This window comes from Corallococcus silvisoli, from assembly GCF_009909145.1.
In the GTDB taxonomy this organism is placed as follows: domain Bacteria; phylum Myxococcota; class Myxococcia; order Myxococcales; family Myxococcaceae; genus Corallococcus; species Corallococcus silvisoli.
Genome location: NZ_JAAAPJ010000006.1, coordinates 417,314 through 435,416, shown reverse-complemented (window position 1 = coordinate 435,416; position 18,103 = coordinate 417,314). Strand labels below are relative to the sequence as shown.

At 72.5% G+C, this 18,103-nt stretch carries 16 protein-coding genes; 13 read left to right on the top strand and 3 right to left on the bottom strand.

Annotation, left to right across the window (positions count from 1 at the left end; genetic code table 11):
* Window position 1: 1 nt before the first annotated feature.
* The 5 genes from GTY96_RS13490 (at window position 2) to dctA (ending at window position 8,290) form a co-directional block, all read left to right on the top strand.
* Entirely contained in the window at window positions 2–2,149 is a 2,148-nt protein-coding gene (locus GTY96_RS13490) for a hybrid sensor histidine kinase/response regulator (protein WP_161664929.1), read from the top strand.
* The gene (cheB, locus tag GTY96_RS13485; RefSeq protein ID WP_143909102.1) at window positions 2,146–3,213 is read left to right on the top strand and encodes a chemotaxis-specific protein-glutamate methyltransferase CheB; all 1,068 of its coding nucleotides are present in this window, start codon (window positions 2,146–2,148) and stop codon (window positions 3,211–3,213) included. Before GTY96_RS13490 ends, cheB (GTY96_RS13485) begins: the two co-directional genes overlap by 4 nt.
* A 111-nt stretch (window positions 3,214–3,324) precedes the next feature.
* Entirely contained in the window at window positions 3,325–5,061 is a 1,737-nt protein-coding gene (locus GTY96_RS13480) for a sensor histidine kinase (RefSeq protein WP_143909104.1), read from the top strand.
* A gap of 102 nt (window positions 5,062–5,163) precedes the next feature.
* Window positions 5,164–6,945: a monovalent cation:proton antiporter-2 (CPA2) family protein gene (locus GTY96_RS13475; protein WP_143909106.1), complete on the top strand. Its 1,782-nt coding sequence runs from the start codon at window positions 5,164–5,166 to the stop codon at window positions 6,943–6,945.
* 13 nt (window positions 6,946–6,958) lie between these two features.
* The gene (dctA, locus tag GTY96_RS13470) at window positions 6,959–8,290 is read left to right on the top strand and encodes a C4-dicarboxylate transporter DctA (protein WP_161664928.1); all 1,332 of its coding nucleotides are present in this window, start codon (window positions 6,959–6,961) and stop codon (window positions 8,288–8,290) included.
* On the opposite strand, the gene GTY96_RS13465 is transcribed toward dctA, so the two are convergent.
* Window positions 8,287–8,709 carry a response regulator gene (locus GTY96_RS13465; RefSeq protein WP_235685575.1) on the bottom strand — a complete coding sequence of 141 codons (423 nt, stop codon included), beginning with the start codon at window positions 8,707–8,709 and terminating at the stop codon, window positions 8,287–8,289. The genes dctA and GTY96_RS13465 overlap by 4 nt on opposite strands.
* Window positions 8,710–8,944: 235 nt before the next feature.
* On the opposite strand from GTY96_RS13465, the gene GTY96_RS13460 reads away from it, so the two are divergent.
* The 8 genes from GTY96_RS13460 (at window position 8,945) to GTY96_RS13425 (ending at window position 16,224) form a co-directional block, all read left to right on the top strand.
* Window positions 8,945–9,139 carry a hypothetical protein gene (locus GTY96_RS13460; RefSeq protein WP_143909111.1) on the top strand — a complete coding sequence of 65 codons (195 nt, stop codon included), beginning with the start codon at window positions 8,945–8,947 and terminating at the stop codon, window positions 9,137–9,139.
* Between the two features lie 100 nt (window positions 9,140–9,239).
* Complete coding sequence (locus tag GTY96_RS13455; protein ID WP_143909113.1) at window positions 9,240–10,718, top strand: sensor histidine kinase; 1,479 nt, start codon at window positions 9,240–9,242, stop codon at window positions 10,716–10,718.
* Window positions 10,700–12,088, top strand: a complete 1,389-nt coding sequence (locus GTY96_RS13450; RefSeq protein WP_143909116.1) for a sigma-54-dependent transcriptional regulator — start codon at window positions 10,700–10,702, stop codon at window positions 12,086–12,088. Before GTY96_RS13455 ends, GTY96_RS13450 begins: the two co-directional genes overlap by 19 nt.
* Before the next feature lie 60 nt (window positions 12,089–12,148).
* Window positions 12,149–12,610, top strand: a complete 462-nt coding sequence (locus tag GTY96_RS13445; RefSeq protein ID WP_143909118.1) for a response regulator — start codon at window positions 12,149–12,151, stop codon at window positions 12,608–12,610.
* A 168-nt stretch (window positions 12,611–12,778) separates the two neighbouring features.
* Window positions 12,779–13,324, top strand: a complete 546-nt coding sequence (locus GTY96_RS13440; protein WP_255443017.1) for a hypothetical protein — start codon at window positions 12,779–12,781, stop codon at window positions 13,322–13,324.
* Window positions 13,325–13,394: 70 nt separating this feature from the next.
* The gene (locus GTY96_RS13435; protein ID WP_235685574.1) at window positions 13,395–13,790 is read left to right on the top strand and encodes a hypothetical protein; all 396 of its coding nucleotides are present in this window, start codon (window positions 13,395–13,397) and stop codon (window positions 13,788–13,790) included.
* A gap of 25 nt (window positions 13,791–13,815) precedes the next feature.
* Window positions 13,816–14,259 (top strand): hypothetical protein, encoded by a 444-nt coding sequence (locus GTY96_RS13430; protein WP_143909125.1) that lies wholly within the window; start codon window positions 13,816–13,818, stop codon window positions 14,257–14,259.
* Window positions 14,260–14,706: 447 nt separating this feature from the next.
* A complete protein-coding gene (locus GTY96_RS13425) occupies window positions 14,707–16,224 on the top strand; it encodes a PAS domain-containing sensor histidine kinase (protein ID WP_161664927.1) in 1,518 nt (505 codons plus the stop codon).
* Window positions 16,225–16,248: 24 nt separating this feature from the next.
* Here GTY96_RS13425 and cheB (GTY96_RS13420) read toward each other — a convergent pair whose 3' ends face one another.
* Both cheB (GTY96_RS13420) and GTY96_RS13415 read right to left on the bottom strand, forming a co-directional pair.
* Window positions 16,249–17,283 (bottom strand): chemotaxis-specific protein-glutamate methyltransferase CheB, encoded by a 1,035-nt coding sequence (gene cheB / locus GTY96_RS13420; RefSeq protein ID WP_161664926.1) that lies wholly within the window; start codon window positions 17,281–17,283, stop codon window positions 16,249–16,251.
* Window positions 17,280–18,101 carry a CheR family methyltransferase gene (locus GTY96_RS13415; protein WP_161664925.1) on the bottom strand — a complete coding sequence of 274 codons (822 nt, stop codon included), beginning with the start codon at window positions 18,099–18,101 and terminating at the stop codon, window positions 17,280–17,282. Before GTY96_RS13415 ends, cheB (GTY96_RS13420) begins: the two co-directional genes overlap by 4 nt.
* Window positions 18,102–18,103 lie beyond the last annotated feature (2 nt).

The following is an 18,103-nucleotide window of genomic DNA, read 5'->3' as shown; positions in this document are numbered from 1 at the left end:
CATGGATCGCGACAGGCTGGCGCAGGCACTGCTGGACTCGTTCCTGGAGGAGCTGGAGGGGCACGTCGTGTCCCTCAACCGGGACCTGCTCGCGCTGGAGCAGGCCCCGGCGCGCGCGCGGGAGCTCATCCCGGGCCTCTTGCGCACGCTGCACAGCGTGAAGGGCGCGTCGCGCGCGGCCAGCGCCAGCATGGTGGAGAACGCCTGCCACCGCATGGAGGAGGTGCTGGAGTCCCTCCTCCACGGGCGCGCCCCGACGCCGGACCTGTTCGAGCTGTGCTTCGCCACCGTGGACGCGCTGGACGACGCGGGCCGCCGCCTGGCGTCGCGCCAGGAGCTGCCCGGCTCGCCGCTGGAGGCGCTGCTGCCCCAGTTGGAGCAGGCCGCGCACGGCATGCCCGCACGGGCGCCGGAGCCCCCCCGGGCCGGCGCGAGGCCCCCCTCGCCCGAAGCCGCGGACGCGGAGCCGGAGCCGGAGCCCGCGGTCCCGGCGCAGGCCAGCGGGGAGGCGCTGCCGGTGCGCGTGTCCGGGCAGAAGCTGGACGCGCTCCTGAGCCGCAGCGGCGAGCTGCGCGTGGCCATGCTGCGCCTGGAAGGCCACGCCGAGTCGCTGGAGCAGCTGCGCGACGACGCCGCCAGCCTGCGCGGGACGGTGCGCGGCACCTCCTCTGAAACGACGCTGCGCCGGGTGGAGATGGAGCTGGCGCGGGTGGCGCGCGTGCTGGCGCAGGACCGCCGCGCGCTGTTCCAGTCCTCCACCGGCCTGGACGACGAGGTGCGCCGCGCCCGCATGCTCCCCTTCGAGGAGGGCTGCACGGGCCTGGAGCGCGCCGCGCGCGACGTGGCGCACGGCCTGGGCCGGCGCGCGCGCATGGAGGTGCACGGCGGCGGGCTGGAGCTGGACCGCTCGCTGCTCCAGTCCCTGCGCGAGCCGCTGCTGCACCTGGTGCGCAACGCGGTGGCGCACGGCCTGGAGGCGCCCGAGGAGCGCGTGCGCCACGGCAAGTCCGAGGAGGGCCGCGTGGTGCTGTCCGCGCGGCTGCGCGGCAGCCGGGTGGAGGTGGCGGTGGAGGACGACGGGCGCGGCCTGGACCTGGAGGCGCTGCGCGAGCGCGCGCGCGCCCGGGGCCTGGAGGCGCCCGAGGACGACGAGGAGGCCGCCCGGCTCGTCTTCATGCCCGGGCTGTCCACCGCGGCGAAGGTGACGGCGGTGTCCGGCCGGGGCGTGGGCCTGGACGTGGTGCGCGCCCAGGTGGAGGCCCTGCGCGGCAGCGTGGAGGTGGCCTTCAAGGCCGGCCAGGGCACCCGCTTCACGCTGGACGTGCCCCTCACCCTGAGCACCCTGCGCGTGCTGCTGGTGACCGCGGGCGGGCAGATCCTCGCGCTCGCGAGCGAGGGCGTGGACCGGCTGCTGCGCCTGTCCCCCTCCGACGTGCGCGAGGTGGAGGGCCGCATGTCCTGGGTGACGCCGGACGCGCTCGTGCCCCTGGCGTCGCTCGCGGGCGTGCTGGACCTGCCCGCGGGCGCGCCCAAGGCGCGGCCGTCCGCGGTGGTGCTGTCCGCGGGCACCGCGCAGGCGGCGCTGGTGGTGGACGAGGTCATCGCCGAGCAGGAGGTGCTGGTGCGCTCGCTGGGCGGCCGCGTGAAGCGCGCGCGGCACGTGGCAGCGGTGGCGGTGCTGCCGGATGGCCGCATGGCGCTGCTGCTCAACCCGGCCTCGCTGGTGCGGGCCGCGGGCGGGCGCCCGTCCGCCCACTTCTTCCCCACGCCCCGGGAGAAGGCGGTGCGCAAGCGCGTGGTGCTGGCGGACGACTCGCCCACCACGCGCATGCTGGAGCAGAGCATCCTGGAGGGCGCCGGGTTCGACGTCACGGCGTGCGCGGATGGCGCGGAGGCGTGGGAGCGGCTCCAGGCGGGCGGCGCGGACGCGCTGGTGCTGGACGTGGAGATGCCGCGCATGGATGGCTTCCAGGTCACGGAGGCCGTGCGCGCGTCGCCCCGCTTCGGGCGGGTGCCGGTGGTGCTCGTCACGTCGCGCGAGAAGCCCGAGGACAAGGCGCGCGGACTGCAGGCCGGCGCCAGCGCCTACATCGTGAAGAGCGCGTTTGACCCGACGAGCCTGCTGGAGACGCTGAGGCGACTGCTATGAAGACCGAACCGTTGCGCATCCTGGTGGCCGAGGACTCGCCCACCGCCCGGCGGCTGCTGGTGGAGATCCTGCGCACCGACCCGGCGCTCACCGTGGTGGGTGAGGCCAAGGATGGCCTGGAGGCCGTGGAGCTGTGCCAGCGCCTCCAGCCCTCCCTGGTGACGATGGACATCCAGATGCCGCGCATGGACGGCCTGGACGCCACCCGCCGCATCATGACGGAGGTGCCCACGCCCGTGGTGGTGGTGTCCACGCTGGTGGAGCGCGACATCCAGACATCCATGGCCGCGCTGAGGGCCGGAGCGCTCGCGGTGCTCCAGAAGCCGGTGGGCCCGGAGTCGCCGGACTTCGAGGCGGACAGCCGCCGCCTGCGCGACACGCTCAAGGCCATGGCCCAGGTGAAGGTGGTGCGCCGCTGGCCGGACCGCGCCGCCCCGCCGCCGCCCCCGGCCGAGCCCACGTCCACCCCCCAGCCGCGCCCGCCGTCCGTGCTGGCCATGGCCGCGTCCACCGGCGGCCCCGCCGCCCTCCACCGCATCCTGTCCGACCTCAACGGCCGGGACACGCCCCCGCCGCCCATCCTGGTGGTGCAGCACATCGCGCTGGGCTTCGGGTCGGGGCTGGCGACGTGGCTGGGCACGGCCACGAAGCTGCGGGTGAAGGTGGCCGAGGACTGCGAGCCGCTCCTGCCCGGCACGGTGTACCTGGCCCCGGACGACAAGCACCTGGGCGTGACGACGGACCACCGCGTCCAGGTGTCCGGCGCCGCCCCCATCCAGGGGTTCCGCCCCTCCGCCAACTGGCTGTTCCGCGCCGTCGCCCGCGCGTATGGGCAGACGTCACTGGCCGTGGTGCTCACCGGCATGGGCCAGGACGGGCTGGACGGAATCCGGGACGTGCACCAGGCGGGCGGGCGCGTGATTGCCCAGGACGAGGCGACGTCCGTCGTCTACGGCATGCCCGCGGTGGTGGTGGGCGCCAACCTGGCGCACGAAGTCCTCCCCCTGGGGCAGATCGCTCGCAGGTTGCAGGCGCTCTACCAGCCGGCGGGCCGCACGCCCTGAAGTGTTGGTTGAGTGAAACTCATCCGGTTGGATTCCGGGGCGGAATGGCGTCCCTGGCACGGAGTGTCAATATCGAGTCCAATGGGACATCTCCCCGTCCCCTCCTCCCCGATGAGCGCTCCCACGACTGGTCCGGCCTATGAAGCGGCCTTCGCCGCCATCCCCGATCCTGCCTATCTGCTGGATGGCTCGGGGCGGCTGGTGTCGTGCAGCGCCGCGGGCGCCCGGGCGCTCGGGCGGACCGAGGGGGAGCTCGCCGGCCGGCACTGGAGCGAGCTGGGCCTGCCCCAGGACGCGCTGAGGGCGCTGGAGGCCGCGCGCGTCCGGGTGATGACGCTGCGCGAGTCCACCACCGTGGAGGCGCCCTGGCCGGGCATGCAGGGCCTGCGGCCGCACGCGCTGGTGCTCACGCCGCTGGGGACGGACGCGGACGTGTCCCCTGCCGTCCTGGTGACCGCGCGGGCGCTCACGGAGGCGGAGGCCGTCTACTCGCGCGCCCTGGAGCTGGAGCTGGCGTCGCGCGCGGAGGTGGAGACGGCCGAGCGCCGCCGCTCGTTCCTCTACCAGGCGATGACGACGCTCTTCACCCACCCGCCGGATCCCCAGGGCATGTACACGCTGCTCGCGCACCTGGCCGTGCCGGACCTGGCGGACTGGTGCCTGGTGGACGCGCTGGAGCATGGGCCGTGGGTGGGCCGCGCGGCGGTGGCGTGCCTGGACCCGACGCAGCAGGAGCGCGCCCGGGGCCTGCCCATGCGCACGGAGGTGCGCGACGACGCGCCGGTGGGCCTTTTGCGCGTGCTGCGCACCGGAGAGCCGGAGCTGGTGCCGGCGGTGACGGAGTCGCTGCTGCGCGCCGCGGCGGCGGAGCCCGCGCACCCGGCGATGCTGGAGGCGCTCCAGGCGCGCTCGTACATGATCATCCCGCTGCGCGCGCGCGGCCACACGCTGGGCGCGGTGACGTTCGTGAGCTCCGGCTCCGGGCGCCGGTACGGCCCGGATGACCTGGCGCTGGCGGAGGACCTGTGCCTGCGCGCGAGCCTCGCCATCGACAACGCGCGGCTGGTGGGCGAGTCGCGCCGGGCGGCCCGCGCGCGCGAGGACCTGCTCGCCGTCGTGTCGCACGACCTGAAGAACCCGCTGGGCGTGGTGCAGTTGGGCGCGGCGCTGCTGCTGCGCGGCACGGCGGGCAAGCCGGGCGGCGAGGCCGTGGCCAAGCAGGCCACGCGCATCAACGACGCGGCGGAGCGCATGTCGCGGCTCATCTCCGACCTGCTGGACTGGGGCCGCCTGGAAGCCGGGCACCTGCCGCTGGAGCTGGGCGAGTACCCCGCGGCGTCGCTGGCCACCGAGGCGCTGGAGGCCATCCGTCCGCTGGCGGAGGCCAAGGGGCTGCACCTGGAGGCGGACCTGCCCCCGGAGTCGCTGCGCGTGAAGTGCGACCGCAGCCGCGTGCTCCAGGTGATGGGCAACCTGCTGGGCAACGCGGTGAAGTTCACCCCGCCGGGCGGCACCCTGTCGATGCGCGCGACGGTGCGCGGCAACGAGGTGTCCTTCGACGTGCGCGACACGGGCAACGGCATCACCCCGGACGCGCTGCCGCACATCTTCGACCGCTACTGGCAGGCGCGCGACGCGGCCAGCCGGGGCACCGGCCTGGGCCTGGCCATCGCCAAGGGACTGGTGGAAGCCCACGGCGGCGGCATCCGCGCGGAGAGCACCCTGGGCACCGGCAGCGTCTTCACCTTCACGCTGCCCGTGGCGCACCTCGCCGCGCCCGCGACCGTCACGCAGCAGGCGGGAGCCGGCGGCCCCCTGACGCGCCCGCGCGACGCCTACGAGCACTGACGCGCCCGCGTCCGCGCCCCTCACCCTGTTGCCCACCCAGCAGGTGAGAGCCCCCTCGGCTCCAGTTGCCGCACCGCCTTAAGCGTGCCATGCAGGCGCCTTATGTCATTCCTGCATCAGGCGCTGGTGTTCCTGGCCGCCACGGTCATCGCCGTGCCCCTCTTCAAGCGGTTGGGGCTGGGCTCCGTGCTGGGGTACCTGGCGGCGGGCGCGGCCATCGGGCCGTATGGCGCGGGCCTCATCTCCGACGTGGAGAACATCCTCCACATCGCGGAGCTGGGCGTGGTGTTGCTGCTGTTCGTGATTGGCCTGGAGCTGCAGCCGTCGCGCCTGTGGAGCCTGCGCCGGTCGGTGTTCGGGATGGGCGGGGCGCAGGTGGTGCTGACGGGGCTGCTCCTGGCGGGCGTGGGGCGGGCGCTGGGGCTCGCCTGGGGCGCGGCCATCATCGCGGGCTTCGGCCTGTCGCTGTCCTCCACCGCGTTCGCGCTCCAGCTGCTGGGGGAGAAGAACCAGCTCGCCGCGGAGCACGGGCAGCTGGCCTTCGGCATCCTGCTGTTCCAGGACCTGGCGGTCATCCCGCTCCTGGCCCTGCTGCCGCTGCTGGGCGTCTCCGAGGCGCCCGCCACGGAGGCCGGCTGGCTGACGGCGCTGAAGGCCGCGGGCGCGGTGGTGCTGGTGGTGGTGGCGGGCCGCTACCTCCTGCGGCCGGTGTTCCGCGCGGTGGCGTCCGTGCACAGCCAGGAGCTGTTCACCGCGACGGCGCTGCTCGTGGTCGTGGGCACCGCGTCGCTGGTCAGCGCGGTGGGGCTGTCCATGGCGCTGGGCGCGTTCCTCGCGGGCGTGCTGCTGTCGGAGTCCGAGTACCGCCACGAGCTGGAAGCGGACATCGAACCGTTCAAGGGCCTCTTGCTGGGCCTGTTCTTCATCGCGGTGGGCATGTCCGTGAACCTCACGCTGCTGGCGCATGAGCCGCTGCGCGTGCTGGCGCTGGTGCTGGGCCTCACCTTCCTCAAGGCGCTGGTGCTGTACGGGCTGGGGCGCGTGGGCCTGAAGAAGCCGGGCTCCGCGCTGAACCTGGCGGTGGTGATTTCGCAGGGCGGTGAGTTCGCCTTCGTCCTCTTCTCCCTGGCGGTGGCCTTCCACGTGATGGACCGCCCGCAGGCGGACCTGCTGGTGCTGGTGGTGGGCATGTCCATGGCGGTGACGCCGTTCCTGTCCGTCATCCACGAGCGCTGGGTGGCGCCGCGCTTCAAGAAGAAGGGGCCGCAGCGCGAATACGACGTGTCCCCGGACCAGGACCACCCGGTCATCATCGCGGGCATGGGCCGCGTGGGGCAGGTGGTGGCCCGCCTGCTGCGCGCCCGGCGCATCGGCTTCACCGCCATTGACGCGAGCGCGGAGCACATCGACTTCATCCAGCGCTTCGGCAACCAGGTGTTCTACGGCGACGCGTCCCGGCTGGACCTCTTGCGCGCGGCCCGCGCGGACAAGGCGAAGGTGTTCGTGCTGGCCATCGACGACATGGCCGCGTCCCTGCGCACCGCGCAGATGGTCCAGGAGCACTTCCCCAACCTCACCATCTACGCGCGGGCGCGCAACCGCGAGCACGCGTACCGGCTGCTGGACCTGGGCGTCACGCACCTGGTGCGTGAGACGTTCGACGCCAGCCTCGTGATGGCCAACGACGTGCTCCAGGCCATGGGCCTCACCTTCGGGGAGGCCCGCCGCTCCGTGGAGCGCTTCCGCGAGCACGACGAGGCCCTGATGCTGGAGAGCGCGAAGGTGTTCCGCGACGAGAAGAAGATGATGGAGGTCATCGTCCGCGCGCGCCGCGAGCTGGAGCAGCTGTTCGAGAAGGACGAAGCCGAACAGAAGTCAGCCTGAGGACGACAGGACCATGAGCGCCGACACCGCGGAAGCCGGACACCCGAAGTCCTCCTCGCGCCTCTACCTGTGGGTCCTGGCGGCCATCTTCGCCGGGGGCCTCCTGGGTCACCTCCTCCCGGCCACGGCGGTGAAGCTCAAGCCGCTGGGCGACGCGTTCATCGCGCTGGTGAAGATGCTCATCTCCCCGGTCATCTTCCTGACCGTGGTGCTGGGGGTCGCCAACGTGGCGGACATGAAGAAGGTGGGCCGGGTGGGCGGCAAGGCGCTGCTCTACTTCGAGGTCATCTCCACGTTCGCGCTGCTCATCGGCGCGCTGGTGGTGACGGTGCTCAAGCCCGGGTCCGGCTTCAACGTGGATCCCCGCACGCTGGACGCGAGCGCCGTGGCCCGCTTCGCCCAGCAGGCGCACGACCAGTCCACCACGGGCTTCCTGCTGCACATCATCCCGCGCACCTTCGTGGACGCCTTCACCGGCGAGGGCGACCTGCTCCAGGTGCTGCTGCTGGCGCTGCTGTTCGGCTTCTCCCTCACCGCGCTGGGCGCCACCGCGAGGCCCGTGGTCGTCCTCCTGGAGGCGCTGTCCAAGGCCTTCTTCCACATGATTGGCACCGTGATGAAGCTGGCGCCCATTGGCGCGGGGGCCTCCATGGCCTTCACCCTGGGCGCCTACGGCGTCACCAGCCTGGGCCCGCTGCTGCGCCTGATGGGCTGCTTCTACCTGGCGTGCGGCCTCTTCGTGGTGGGCGTGCTGGGCGTGGTGGCGCGGCTGACGGGCTTCTCCATCCTGAAGTTCCTGCGCTACATCCGCGCGGAGCTGCTCCTGGTGCTGGGCACGTCGTCGTCGGAGTCCGCGCTGGTGCCGCTGATGCAGAAGCTGGAGCGGCTGGGCTGCTCCAAGTCCGTGGTGGGGCTGGTGGTGCCCAGCGGCTACTCGTTCAACCTGGACGGCACCAACATCTACCTGACCATGGCGGCGCTGTTCGTGGCCCAGGCGCTCAACGTGGACCTCACCCTCACCCAGACGGCCACGCTGCTGGGCGTGGCGATGCTCACGTCCAAGGGCGCCTCCGGCGTGACGGGCGCGGGCTTCATCACCCTGGCCGCCACGCTGGCGGTGGTGCCGTCCGTGCCGGTGGCCGGCCTGGCGCTCATCCTGGGCATCGACCGGTTCATGAGCGAGGCGCGCGCGCTCACCAACTTCATCGGCAACGGCGTCGCCAGCATCGTCGTCTCCCGCTGGGAGGGGGAGCTGGACCGCGACCGGCTCCACGCCGAGCTCCACGGCCAGCCGCTGCCCGCCCCCCAGGCGCCCGGCGCCGAGCCCGAGGAGATGCCCGGTTAGGGCCGCGCCACCGCTTCACGCACCGCCGCCTTCAGCACGTCCAGGTCCACCGGCTTGTCCAGCAGCTGGCGCGCGCCCAGCCGCAGGGCCTCCGCGTGCGTCTCGTCGTCCGCGAAGGCGCTGAGCAGGAGGACGGGGCACGCGATGCCCTGCTCGCGCAGCCGCTTCAGGGCCTCCAGGCCGCTGCGGCCCGGCATGCGCACGTCGCTGACGATGAGGTCCGGCGGCGCGAGCGTGCCGCCCTGGCCCTGCATCATGGCCACGTAGTCCCCCAGCTCGAAGCCGTCCTCCACCTCCACCACCGTGTAGCCCGCGCGCACCAGCGTGCGCACGAGCATGGCCCGCATCGCGTCGTCGTCCTCGGCCACCAGGATGCGCACGGGGGACGCGGCTGCTTCATGCGGGGGGGCGTTGGTCATTTCGCCCCCCAGGAGCATGGCCCATGCCACGCACCCTCCGGGTCCGGGGATCCGTCCGGCCCCGCATGTTCCGGGGCATCCTGCCCCTCTCGGGGCAATACGCCCCAGGCATTTCGCGGGTATCAGGCCCCCCGTCCGCCCGTGCGTCCCTCTGGAGCGGGAGTTGGCACGAGCAATGCTCTAGGCCCGGTCAGCCCCGCACCCAACTTCTCGCGGGCCTGAACCGGAGTCTTCCATGAAGCGCACTTCCGCCCTCGTCCTCGGTCTGTCCCTGTCCCTCGCCTCCATGGGCGCCTTCGCCGCGGCCCCCAAGGCCCCCAAGGCCGCTGCCCCCACCACCCAGGCGAAGCCCACCAAGGCGAAGAAGGCGAAGCCGGCGGCCAGCCAGAAGGCGGCCACCACCCCGTCCGAGAGCTCGGGCAGCAACTAGCCATCTGTCGCAGTGACGCAGCACCCGCGGTACCCGTAGCGTACCACCCCGGTCCGTGTGTTCCTTCCCCCTCACGCACGAACCGGGGGTTGCCTTTTCCGTGAAGCTCGCTCGCAAATTCACCCTGGCCCTCGTGCTGCTCGCCGTCGCCGTGATGGCCGGGCTCCAGGCGTTCCAGGTCCACCAGGAGCTCACCCGGTCGGAGATCGACTCGCAGCACGACCACCGCCTGCTCGGCCACACGCTGGCCGGCTCCATTGGCAAGGCGTGGCAGCTGGCGGGCGAGGCCGAGGCCCTCACGCTCCTCAACCAGGCCAACCGCTTCCAGGAGCAGGTGCGGCTGCGCTGGGTGTGGCTGGACGGCGGGCCGGGCTCCGGCTTCGCGCCGGCGCTGCCCCCCGCGCTGCTGCTCAGCCTGCGCGCGGGCCACGACGGCTGGTTGATGGACACGTCCAGCAGCCCGGGCGTGCTGCGCTCGTACACGCCGGTGTTCCTGGGCCGGCGCGCGGGCGCCATCGAAATCACCGAGTCCCTGTCCGAGCAGGAGCAGCACGTGCACACCACGGTGGTGGGCACGGTCATCGCCACCGCCGCGCTCTCCGTGTTCTTCCTGCTGGCCGCCATGGCCATGGGCCGAAAGCTGGTGGGGCAGCCCGTGGAGCAGTTGGTGCATCTGGCGGGGCGCATTGGAGAGGGCGACCTCACGGCGCGAGTGCCCTTGCGCAACGAGCGCGGCGACGAACTGACGACGTTGGCGGTGGCCATGAACCGGATGGGCGAGCAGTTGGAGGAGACGCGGGCGCGGCTGGCGTCGGAGACGGCGGCGCGGCTGGCCACGGTGGAGCACCTGCGCCACGCGGACCGGCTCACCACGGTGGGCAAGCTGGCGTCGGGCGTGGCGCACGAGCTGGGCACGCCGCTCAACGTGGTGATGGGCCGCGCGAAGATGGTGTCCTCCGGGGAAGCGGAGGGCGAGGAGGTGGGCGAGTGCGCCCGCATCATCTTCCAGCAGGCGCAGCACATGACCGGCATCATCCGCCAGCTGCTGGACTTCGCCCGGCGGAGGGCGCCGTCGCGCGCGCCGGAGGACCTGTCGCTGCTGGCCGAGCGCACCCTGGCGCTGCTCAAGCCCATGGCCACCAAGCGCGGCGTCGCGCTGTCGCAGGAGGTGCCCCAGGGCTTCACGGTGGAGGTGGACGCGGGGCAGTTCCAGCAGGTGCTCACCAACCTGGTGATGAACGGCCTCCACGCGATGAACCGGCCGGGCACCCTGCGGGTGCGCTCGCAGGTGCTGCGCGCCACGCCGCCCGCGGACGTGGGCGGGCCGGAGCAGGACTGGGTGCGGCTGGACGTGGAGGACGAGGGCACGGGCATCGCGCCGGACGTGCTGCCCCACGTCTTCGAGCCCTTCTTCACCACCAAGGACGTGGGCGAGGGAACGGGCCTGGGTCTGTCCGTCTCCTATGGGATGGTGCGGGACCACGGCGGCTGGATTGACGTGAAGAGCGAGCCGGGCCGTGGGAGTTGTTTCTCCATCTATCTGCCGCCGGGGACGCACGCATGCCAGGCCGCATCCTGATTGTCGAAGACGAGCGCGAGATGCGCGCCATGGTGGAGAAGGGCCTCCAGCGCCGGGGCTTCCAGCCCGTGGCCGTGGCCGCGGCGGACGAGGCCCTCCAGCGCCTGTCCGGCGAGGACTTCGACACGGTGCTCACCGACCTGCGCATGCCGGGCATGGACGGCCTGGCGCTGTGCGAGCGCATCGTGCTCAACCGGCCGGACATCCCGGTGGTGGTGGTGACGGCCTTCGGCAGCCTGGAGACGGCGGTGGCCGCCATCCGCGCGGGCGCCTATGACTTCATCACCAAGCCCATCGACCTGGACGCCTTGGTGCTGGTGCTGGAGCGCGCCGTGCAGCACCGCGCCCTGCGCGCGGAGGTGCGGCGGCTGCGCCAGGCGTTGGATCAACGCCAGGACGACGGCGTGCTCGTGGGGGAGAGCCCCGCCCTGAAGCAGGCGTACGCGCTCATCGACCGGGTGGCGGACGTGGACGCCACGGTGCTGATCACCGGTGAGAGCGGCACGGGCAAGGAGGTGGCCGCGAGGGCGCTTCATGCGCGCGGCCGGCGCAAGGAGGGGCCCTTCGTGGCCATCAACTGCGCGGCGATGCCGGAGCAGCTGTTGGAGAGCGAGCTGTTCGGCCACGCCAAGGGGGCCTTCACCGACGCGAAGGCCTCGCGCACGGGCCTGTTCGTGAAGGCCAACGGCGGCACGCTGTTCCTGGACGAGGTGGGCGAGCTGCCCATGACGCTCCAGCCGAAGCTGCTGCGCGCGTTGCAGGAGCGCGTGGTGCGTCCGGTGGGTGGGGACACGGAGACGCCGTTCGACGCGCGCATCGTCGCGGCGACGAACCGCGACCTGGAGCTGGCGGTGGAGGAGAGCCGCTTCCGCGAGGACCTGTACTACCGGCTCAACGTCATTGGCCTGGAGCTGCCCCCGCTGCGCGCGCGCGGCAACGACGTGCTGCTGCTGTCGCAGCGCTTCGTGGAGCAGTTCGCGTCGCGCACGGGCAAGAAGGTGGACGGGCTGTCACCGGCGGCGGCGCAGCGCCTGCTGGCGTACGGGTGGCCGGGCAACGTGCGCGAGCTGCAGAACTGCATCGAGCGCGCGGTGGCGCTCACGTCCTTCGAGCAGCTCACGGTGGACGACCTGCCGGAGCGCATCCGCAACTACAGCACGCCGCGCGTGGTGCCGGAGAACACGGACGCGTCGGAGCTGGTGACGCTGGAGGAGCTGGAGCGCCGCTACATCCACCGCGTGCTGGAGGCGGTGGGCGGCAGCCGGACGCTGGCGGCGCGCATCCTGGGCGTGGACCGCAAGACGCTCTACCGCAAGCTGGAGCGCGGCGACGCGGAGGCGAAGGAGTCGCGCGAGGCGAAGAAGCCCTGACGCTGGCACGGCGGATGCTCCTCTTCGCGGTCGGACAGCGCGACCCCGGAGGAGCACCCCATGGCGTTCCAGGACACGACACACGACGCGGAGCAGGAGGAGACGCCGTGGGCGCCGGGCTACGAGGCCCCCGCCACGCGGCCCCGGGTGTTGATCGCCGAGGACGACCGGGAGATGCGCCGCATGCTGGTGCGCGCGCTCCAGCGGCGCGGCTGTGACGTGCACGAGGTGCCCAACGGGCGCGAGCTGCTGGGCACGCTGACGCGGGGCCTGGCGGGCGTGGAGGGCGCGGCGCCGGACGTCATCATCACGGACGTGCGCATGCCGGGCGTCACCGGACTGGAGGCCCTGGCGCGCCTGCGCCGGGTGGACTGGGCCACGCCGGTCATCCTCATCACCGCCTTCGGCGACGCCGCCACCCACGCGGAGGCGATGCGCCTGGGCGCCGCGTTCGTCTTCGACAAGCCGTTCGACCTGGACGTGCTCTGCGGAGCGGTGACGCGCCTCATCGGGGAGGGGTGAGGCCCGGCATCTCCCGCGACGGCAGCCTGCTATGCTCCCACGCTCTGCGGACCGCGGGAGCGGACCATGCGTCTTCCACAACGAGCGCGGAAGGGCCTGACCCTCTGCGCCCTGCTGTCAGGCTGCGCTGGTGGAAGCACTCAACAGGGCAGGAGCGACTACGGCTTCGTGGACGCCACTTCTCGTCGCGTGTGGGCGCGCGGCCCCTGGGAGCGCGTCCAACCTTCACGCGACGTCGATGACGTCATCGATCAACTCTGCCCCGCCATCATGACCCTGCCCGCCGCCACCTTGGGTGACTACGGGATGGAGTACTGCGGCGTCATCTACAGCCTGGGGCAGGGCGTCTACTACGCGAGCAATCCCTCTCCCCTCGCCACGCGGGTCCAGGTGGGGACGAGCCGGCGCAAATCCTGTCGTCCTCCCATGGAGGTCCGGGATCCCCGGGGCAGGGCCTCCATCCTCGCTGACTTCCACAGCCACCCCTGGTTCCCCTCGAGCCTTTCCGAGGAGGACCGGAAGTCGGATACACAGTGGTACTCCCTCCGGATCCAGTTCGACACCCACTGCATCATCCACAAGCTGGTGCCGCATGCGGACGACAACCTGCCAGGCGAAATCTATGTCCGCGAAGGGCGCCGCTGGAGGCGCGTCGGAAGCATCCTCCCGGAGGACAAGGCCACTGGACGCATCACCGCCGTGGAGGAGCCATGAGGAACTCGCCGCATCCCGGGCCCGGCCCGGACGACATGCACGGGGGTCGGCGATGAAGCCCTCGATGCTCTTGCTCTGCGCGCTCCTGGGCGCATGCGCTCCCCGGCCGTCGCTTCCCGCGCGGGTTCCCGCCAGGGAAGCAGCCTGGTTCAAGTTCCCCTCGACCTTGAATGAGTCGGAACAGGTCGTGGTACCGGCGGCGACGGCCGCCGCCATCCAGCTGGCGCTCGAAGACTTCCGGCCTCTTGGCACGAAGCCTCCTCGTGGAGGCGATCCCGTCGAAGCATGCCTGTTCCAGCGTCAGTCGTTCGACGTGCAGGCGGCGCCCTGGAATGAAGACGTCGTGCTGGTGCGCTTCTCCCTGAGCCCGGGTGCATGCATCGAAGAAGGCCCGGTCACGGACATGGGAGCGACCTATGCCGTGGATCCACGACACGGACGCATCATCGCGGTTCAACGCCCGTGAGCCTCCGAACAAGAAGGAGCCTTCCGTGAAGCCCTGGATGCCGTGCCTGCTCTTGCTCGCCCTGGGGGGTTGCCGGACGGCTGGGGGGATTCCCCACGCCTCCGCCGAGGACGCAGCGCGATTCACCTTCCCCATCGAGCTGCCGCGCCAGGGGCTCCTCCACATCGATGGCAACACGACCGCCGCCATCCAGCTCGCCATGGAGCACTTCCTGCCGTGGGATGCGCCTTCATCCCGTCAGCCCGCGTGCCTGGATCAGCGGGACTCCTATGACGTGACCGCGGCGCCAGGTCCCGAGGGTGTGGTGTTGGTGCAACTCGTCGCCAACGCTCAACGCTGTCCGCCAGAGCCCACTCAGTCTGTCGAGGCCACCACCGGAAAGCCCCTCCAGGAGGTCGTGCTCTATGCCGTGGACCTCCGCACGATGCGGCTGCTCTCCATCGGGCGGTATTTCCGGCGACACCTCTGACCCGGGTTTCCTGGACCCCGCCCATCCCTGGCACCCGAGCGGCCCTGTTTCATCCGCTCCCGCCGCAACCGTCCGCCATCAGCGCACGGCTGAAGGCCCTGGGTGGGACGCACCGTGCGGAAGCCAGCCGTCCCCCGGGCTGAAGCCCCCGCTTCGCCTTGGGCGCGGTATGGTTCAGACGGATGCGCCCCGTCCCCTTCCAGCCCCGTTCCGTGTGTCGCCTGAGTGACCTCGTGCGGAAAGGGAGCGACAGGAGCACCGCCGACCCGTTTCATCCCGGAGGTTTCTGCCTACCCTCGGAAATCCACCAGCGTGCCCTTCCCGTAACGGCCTGTCTGGACGCAACCCTGCCTCCCGCTCCCCGGACCTGATGCCGGGCACGCTCCGCCCACGCGCCGTGTTTCCTCCCTGAAGGGGCCTGCTCCCCAAGTTCCCGCCGACCCCACGATGGCCCACGTCCCCGCCCGCCCGCGCTCCCGCTCCTCCGCTCCGCCTTCGTCGGACGCGCCTGGCCTGGGTCTGCTCGCACTGCTGGAGGGACTGCCGGAGGCCTTCCTCGGCGTGGACGCCGACTGGTGCGTCACCTACCTGAGCCCCCGCATGCGCGAGCTGCTCGCGGATCGCGCCCAGCCAGGGGACGACGTGCGCAAGAAGGTGGCGGACCTGCTGGGCCTGGGGCCCCACCTGCGCCTGGAGGCCCCCGCCACCGGACAGCCCGCCGTGCGCTACGAGCACCGCTGGCCCGAAGGCGACCTCTGCTTCGACGTGAGCGCCCGCCCCGTGGAGGGCGGCCTGCTGGTGCACTGCCGCGACATCAGCCGCGAATACATGGCCCGGCAGGAGCTCCAGCGCGCCGGCCAGCTCTTCCAGGCGGTGATGGAGGGCACCACCGACGCCATCTACATCAAGGACCTGGACGGCCGTTACCAGGTCATCAACTCCGCGGGCGCCAGGGCCCTGGGCCGCACCGTGTCCGAGGTGCGCGAGCACACCGACGCGGAGCTGTTCCCCCCCGAGGAGGCCCGCGTCAACCTCCGGCACGACCGGGACGTGCTGGAGGCGGGCCAGCCGCTCACCTACGAGGACTCCCAGCAGGGCCCCGACGGAGACGTGCGCGTGTGGCTGTCCACCAAGGGCCCCCTGCGCGACCCCGAAGGCAACGTGTTCGGCCTGTTCGGCATCAGCCGCGACATCACCCAGCGCAAGTGGGCGGAAGAAGAGGTGCGCCGGCACTCCGAGTTCCAGGAACACCTGATGGGCATCATCAGCCACGACATCCGCAGCCCGCTCGGCGCCATCATGAACTGGTCGCGCGTGCTGGCGGCGGGCGGCCCCGCGGAGGAGACGGCGCGCACCAGCCAGCGCATCGCCACCGCGGCGGTGCGCATCGAGCGGCTGACCCGCCTGCTGCTGGACTTCACCCGCGCGCGGCTGGTGGGCGGCGTCGTCATTGAACCGCGCGGCGCGGACACGCAGGAGCTGCTCGCCAAGGTGGCGCACGAGTTCCGCGTGGCCTTCCCCAAGCGGCACATCGAGGTGGAGCACAAGGGCAACACCCAGGGCCAGTGGGACCCGGACCGGCTGGCCCAGGTGGTGTCCAACCTGGTGGAGAACGCCCTCAAGTACAGCCCGGCGGACGCGCCCGTGTGCCTGTCCACGCGGGGCCTGCGCAACAAGGTGGTGGTCAGCGTCCACAACGAGGGCCGCCCCATCCCGGAGGCCACCCTGCCCCACCTCTTCGAACCCTTCCGCCAGGGTCCGCAGCAGACGCGCACGCTGAAGATGAGCTACGGCCTGGGCCTCTACATCGTGCGGGAGATCGTCCACGCCCACGGCGGCACCATCGACGTCACCTCCACCGAGGACGACGGCACCACCTTCACCGTCACGCTGCCGCGCCGCGCGCCGCCCAAGAAGGGGCCGCCGCCCGAGCCGCCTCCCCCGCCCCCCGCGCACCGGCCCTGAAGCCGGCGCCCGCGAGGCCACACCTCAGGGGATGTACCGCCCGAGCAGGGGCACCAGCTCATCCAGCGGCGCGCTGCCGTGCGACAGCCCGGCCTCAGCCACCGCGCGCGGCATGCCGTACACCACGCAGGACGACTCCGCCTCCGTCAGCACCACGCCGCCCGCGGCGCGCACGGCCCGGGCGCCCTGGAGCCCGTCCTCGCCCATGCCGGTGAGCACCAGCGCCACGGCGTCCCGCCCCCAGCCCTCCGCCGCGCTCTGGAAGAGCACGTCCACGGAGGGGTGGTGCGGCGTGCCCAGCGGCTGGCGGTCCAGGCGCGCCAGGTCCAGCGCCCCGTGCCGCTGCACCCGCAGGTGCAACCCCGCGCGGGCCAGCACCACGCGGCCCGGCCGGAGCTCCAGGCCGTCCGTCGCCTCCACCACCTCCAGCGCGCTCTGGGAGTCCAGCCGCTTCGCCACGGCCTCCGTGTAGCCGGCGGGGATGTGCAGCGCGAGCACCACCGGCGCGGGGAAGTCCCGGGGCAGCGCCGCCAACAGCCGCGTCAGGGCCTGCGGCCCGCCCGTGGACGTGCCCACCGCCAGCAGCTTCGGGGACGCCGCCGGGGACAGCGGCCTCGCCGCCCGGGCGCCCACGGCCGCCAGCTCCTGCGCGTAGCGCGGCACCGCTCGGCCCGCGATGCGCACCTTCTCCACCAGCTCCGCGCCCAGCTCGTAGAGCCGGTCGGTGGCGAGCGCCGTGGGCTTGTGCACCAGGTCCACCGCGCCCGCCTGGAGCGCGGCCACCGCCAGGTCGCTGTCCGCGTCCGCGCTGCTCACCACCACCACGCGGGGCGCGTCCGGCATCCCGGACAGCGCGCGCAGGAAGCCCGGGCCGTCCAGCGCCGGCATCACCAGGTCCAGCGTGATGACGTCCGGCTTGAGCTCCGCCACGCGCTCCAGCGCGTCCAGCCCGTCGCGGGCGGTGCCCACCACCTCCAGGCCCTCCGCCTCCGACAGCACCTTGCGCAGCACCTTGCGCGCGAACGCCGAGTCATCCACCACCAGCACGCGCAACGTCATGGGCCCGCCTTGCCGTAGAAGAACGCGCCGCGACGCTCCTCGCACCGCAGCGCCGTGCCGAAGCGCATCAGCGACTCCGACGTGCCCACCAGCAGGTGCCCGCCGGGCTTCAGCGTCCGGGTGATGCCGTCCACCACGCGGCGCGCGGTGGCGTCCTGGAAGTAGATGAGCACGTTGCGGCAGAGGACCGCATCGCAGCTCTCCGGCGGGGGGAAGTCCGCGGTGTCCACCAGGTTGAGCTGCCGCCACTCCACCGCGGCCACCAGCTCCGGCCGCACGCGCGGACGGCCGTTCACCACGTCCAGCCAGCGGCCCTCCACGCCCTGGGGCAGCGCGCGCATGCAGCGCAGGTTGTGCTCCCCCGTCCTGGCGCGCTCCAGCGCCCGCGCGCTCAGGTCCGTGGCCAGGAGGGACACGTCGCCCAGCACGCCCCGCGCGTCCAGGAGCATGGCCAGCGTCAGGGGCTCCTCGCCGGTGGAGCACGCCGCGCACCACACGCGGGGACGGCGGCCGGCGCGCACCTGGGGCACGAGCAGCTCGTCCACCAGCACCTCCAGCGCCTGGGGCTCGCGGAAGAAGTACGTCTCATGCACCAGCAGCGCCTCCACCAGCGCGTCCAGCGCCTCCGTGCCCTTCGGGTCGTAGCGGAGGAAGTAGTAGTAGTCGAGCAGCGAGTCGAACCCCGCGTCGATGGCCCGCGTGGACAGCTTCTCCGCCAGCAGCTCCCGGTCCTCCAGGCCATAGTGCAGGCCCGCGCGCTGCTCGATGAGCATCGCGAGGATGGCCAGGACCTGCGGTGACAACGGCAGCGTGCTCATGG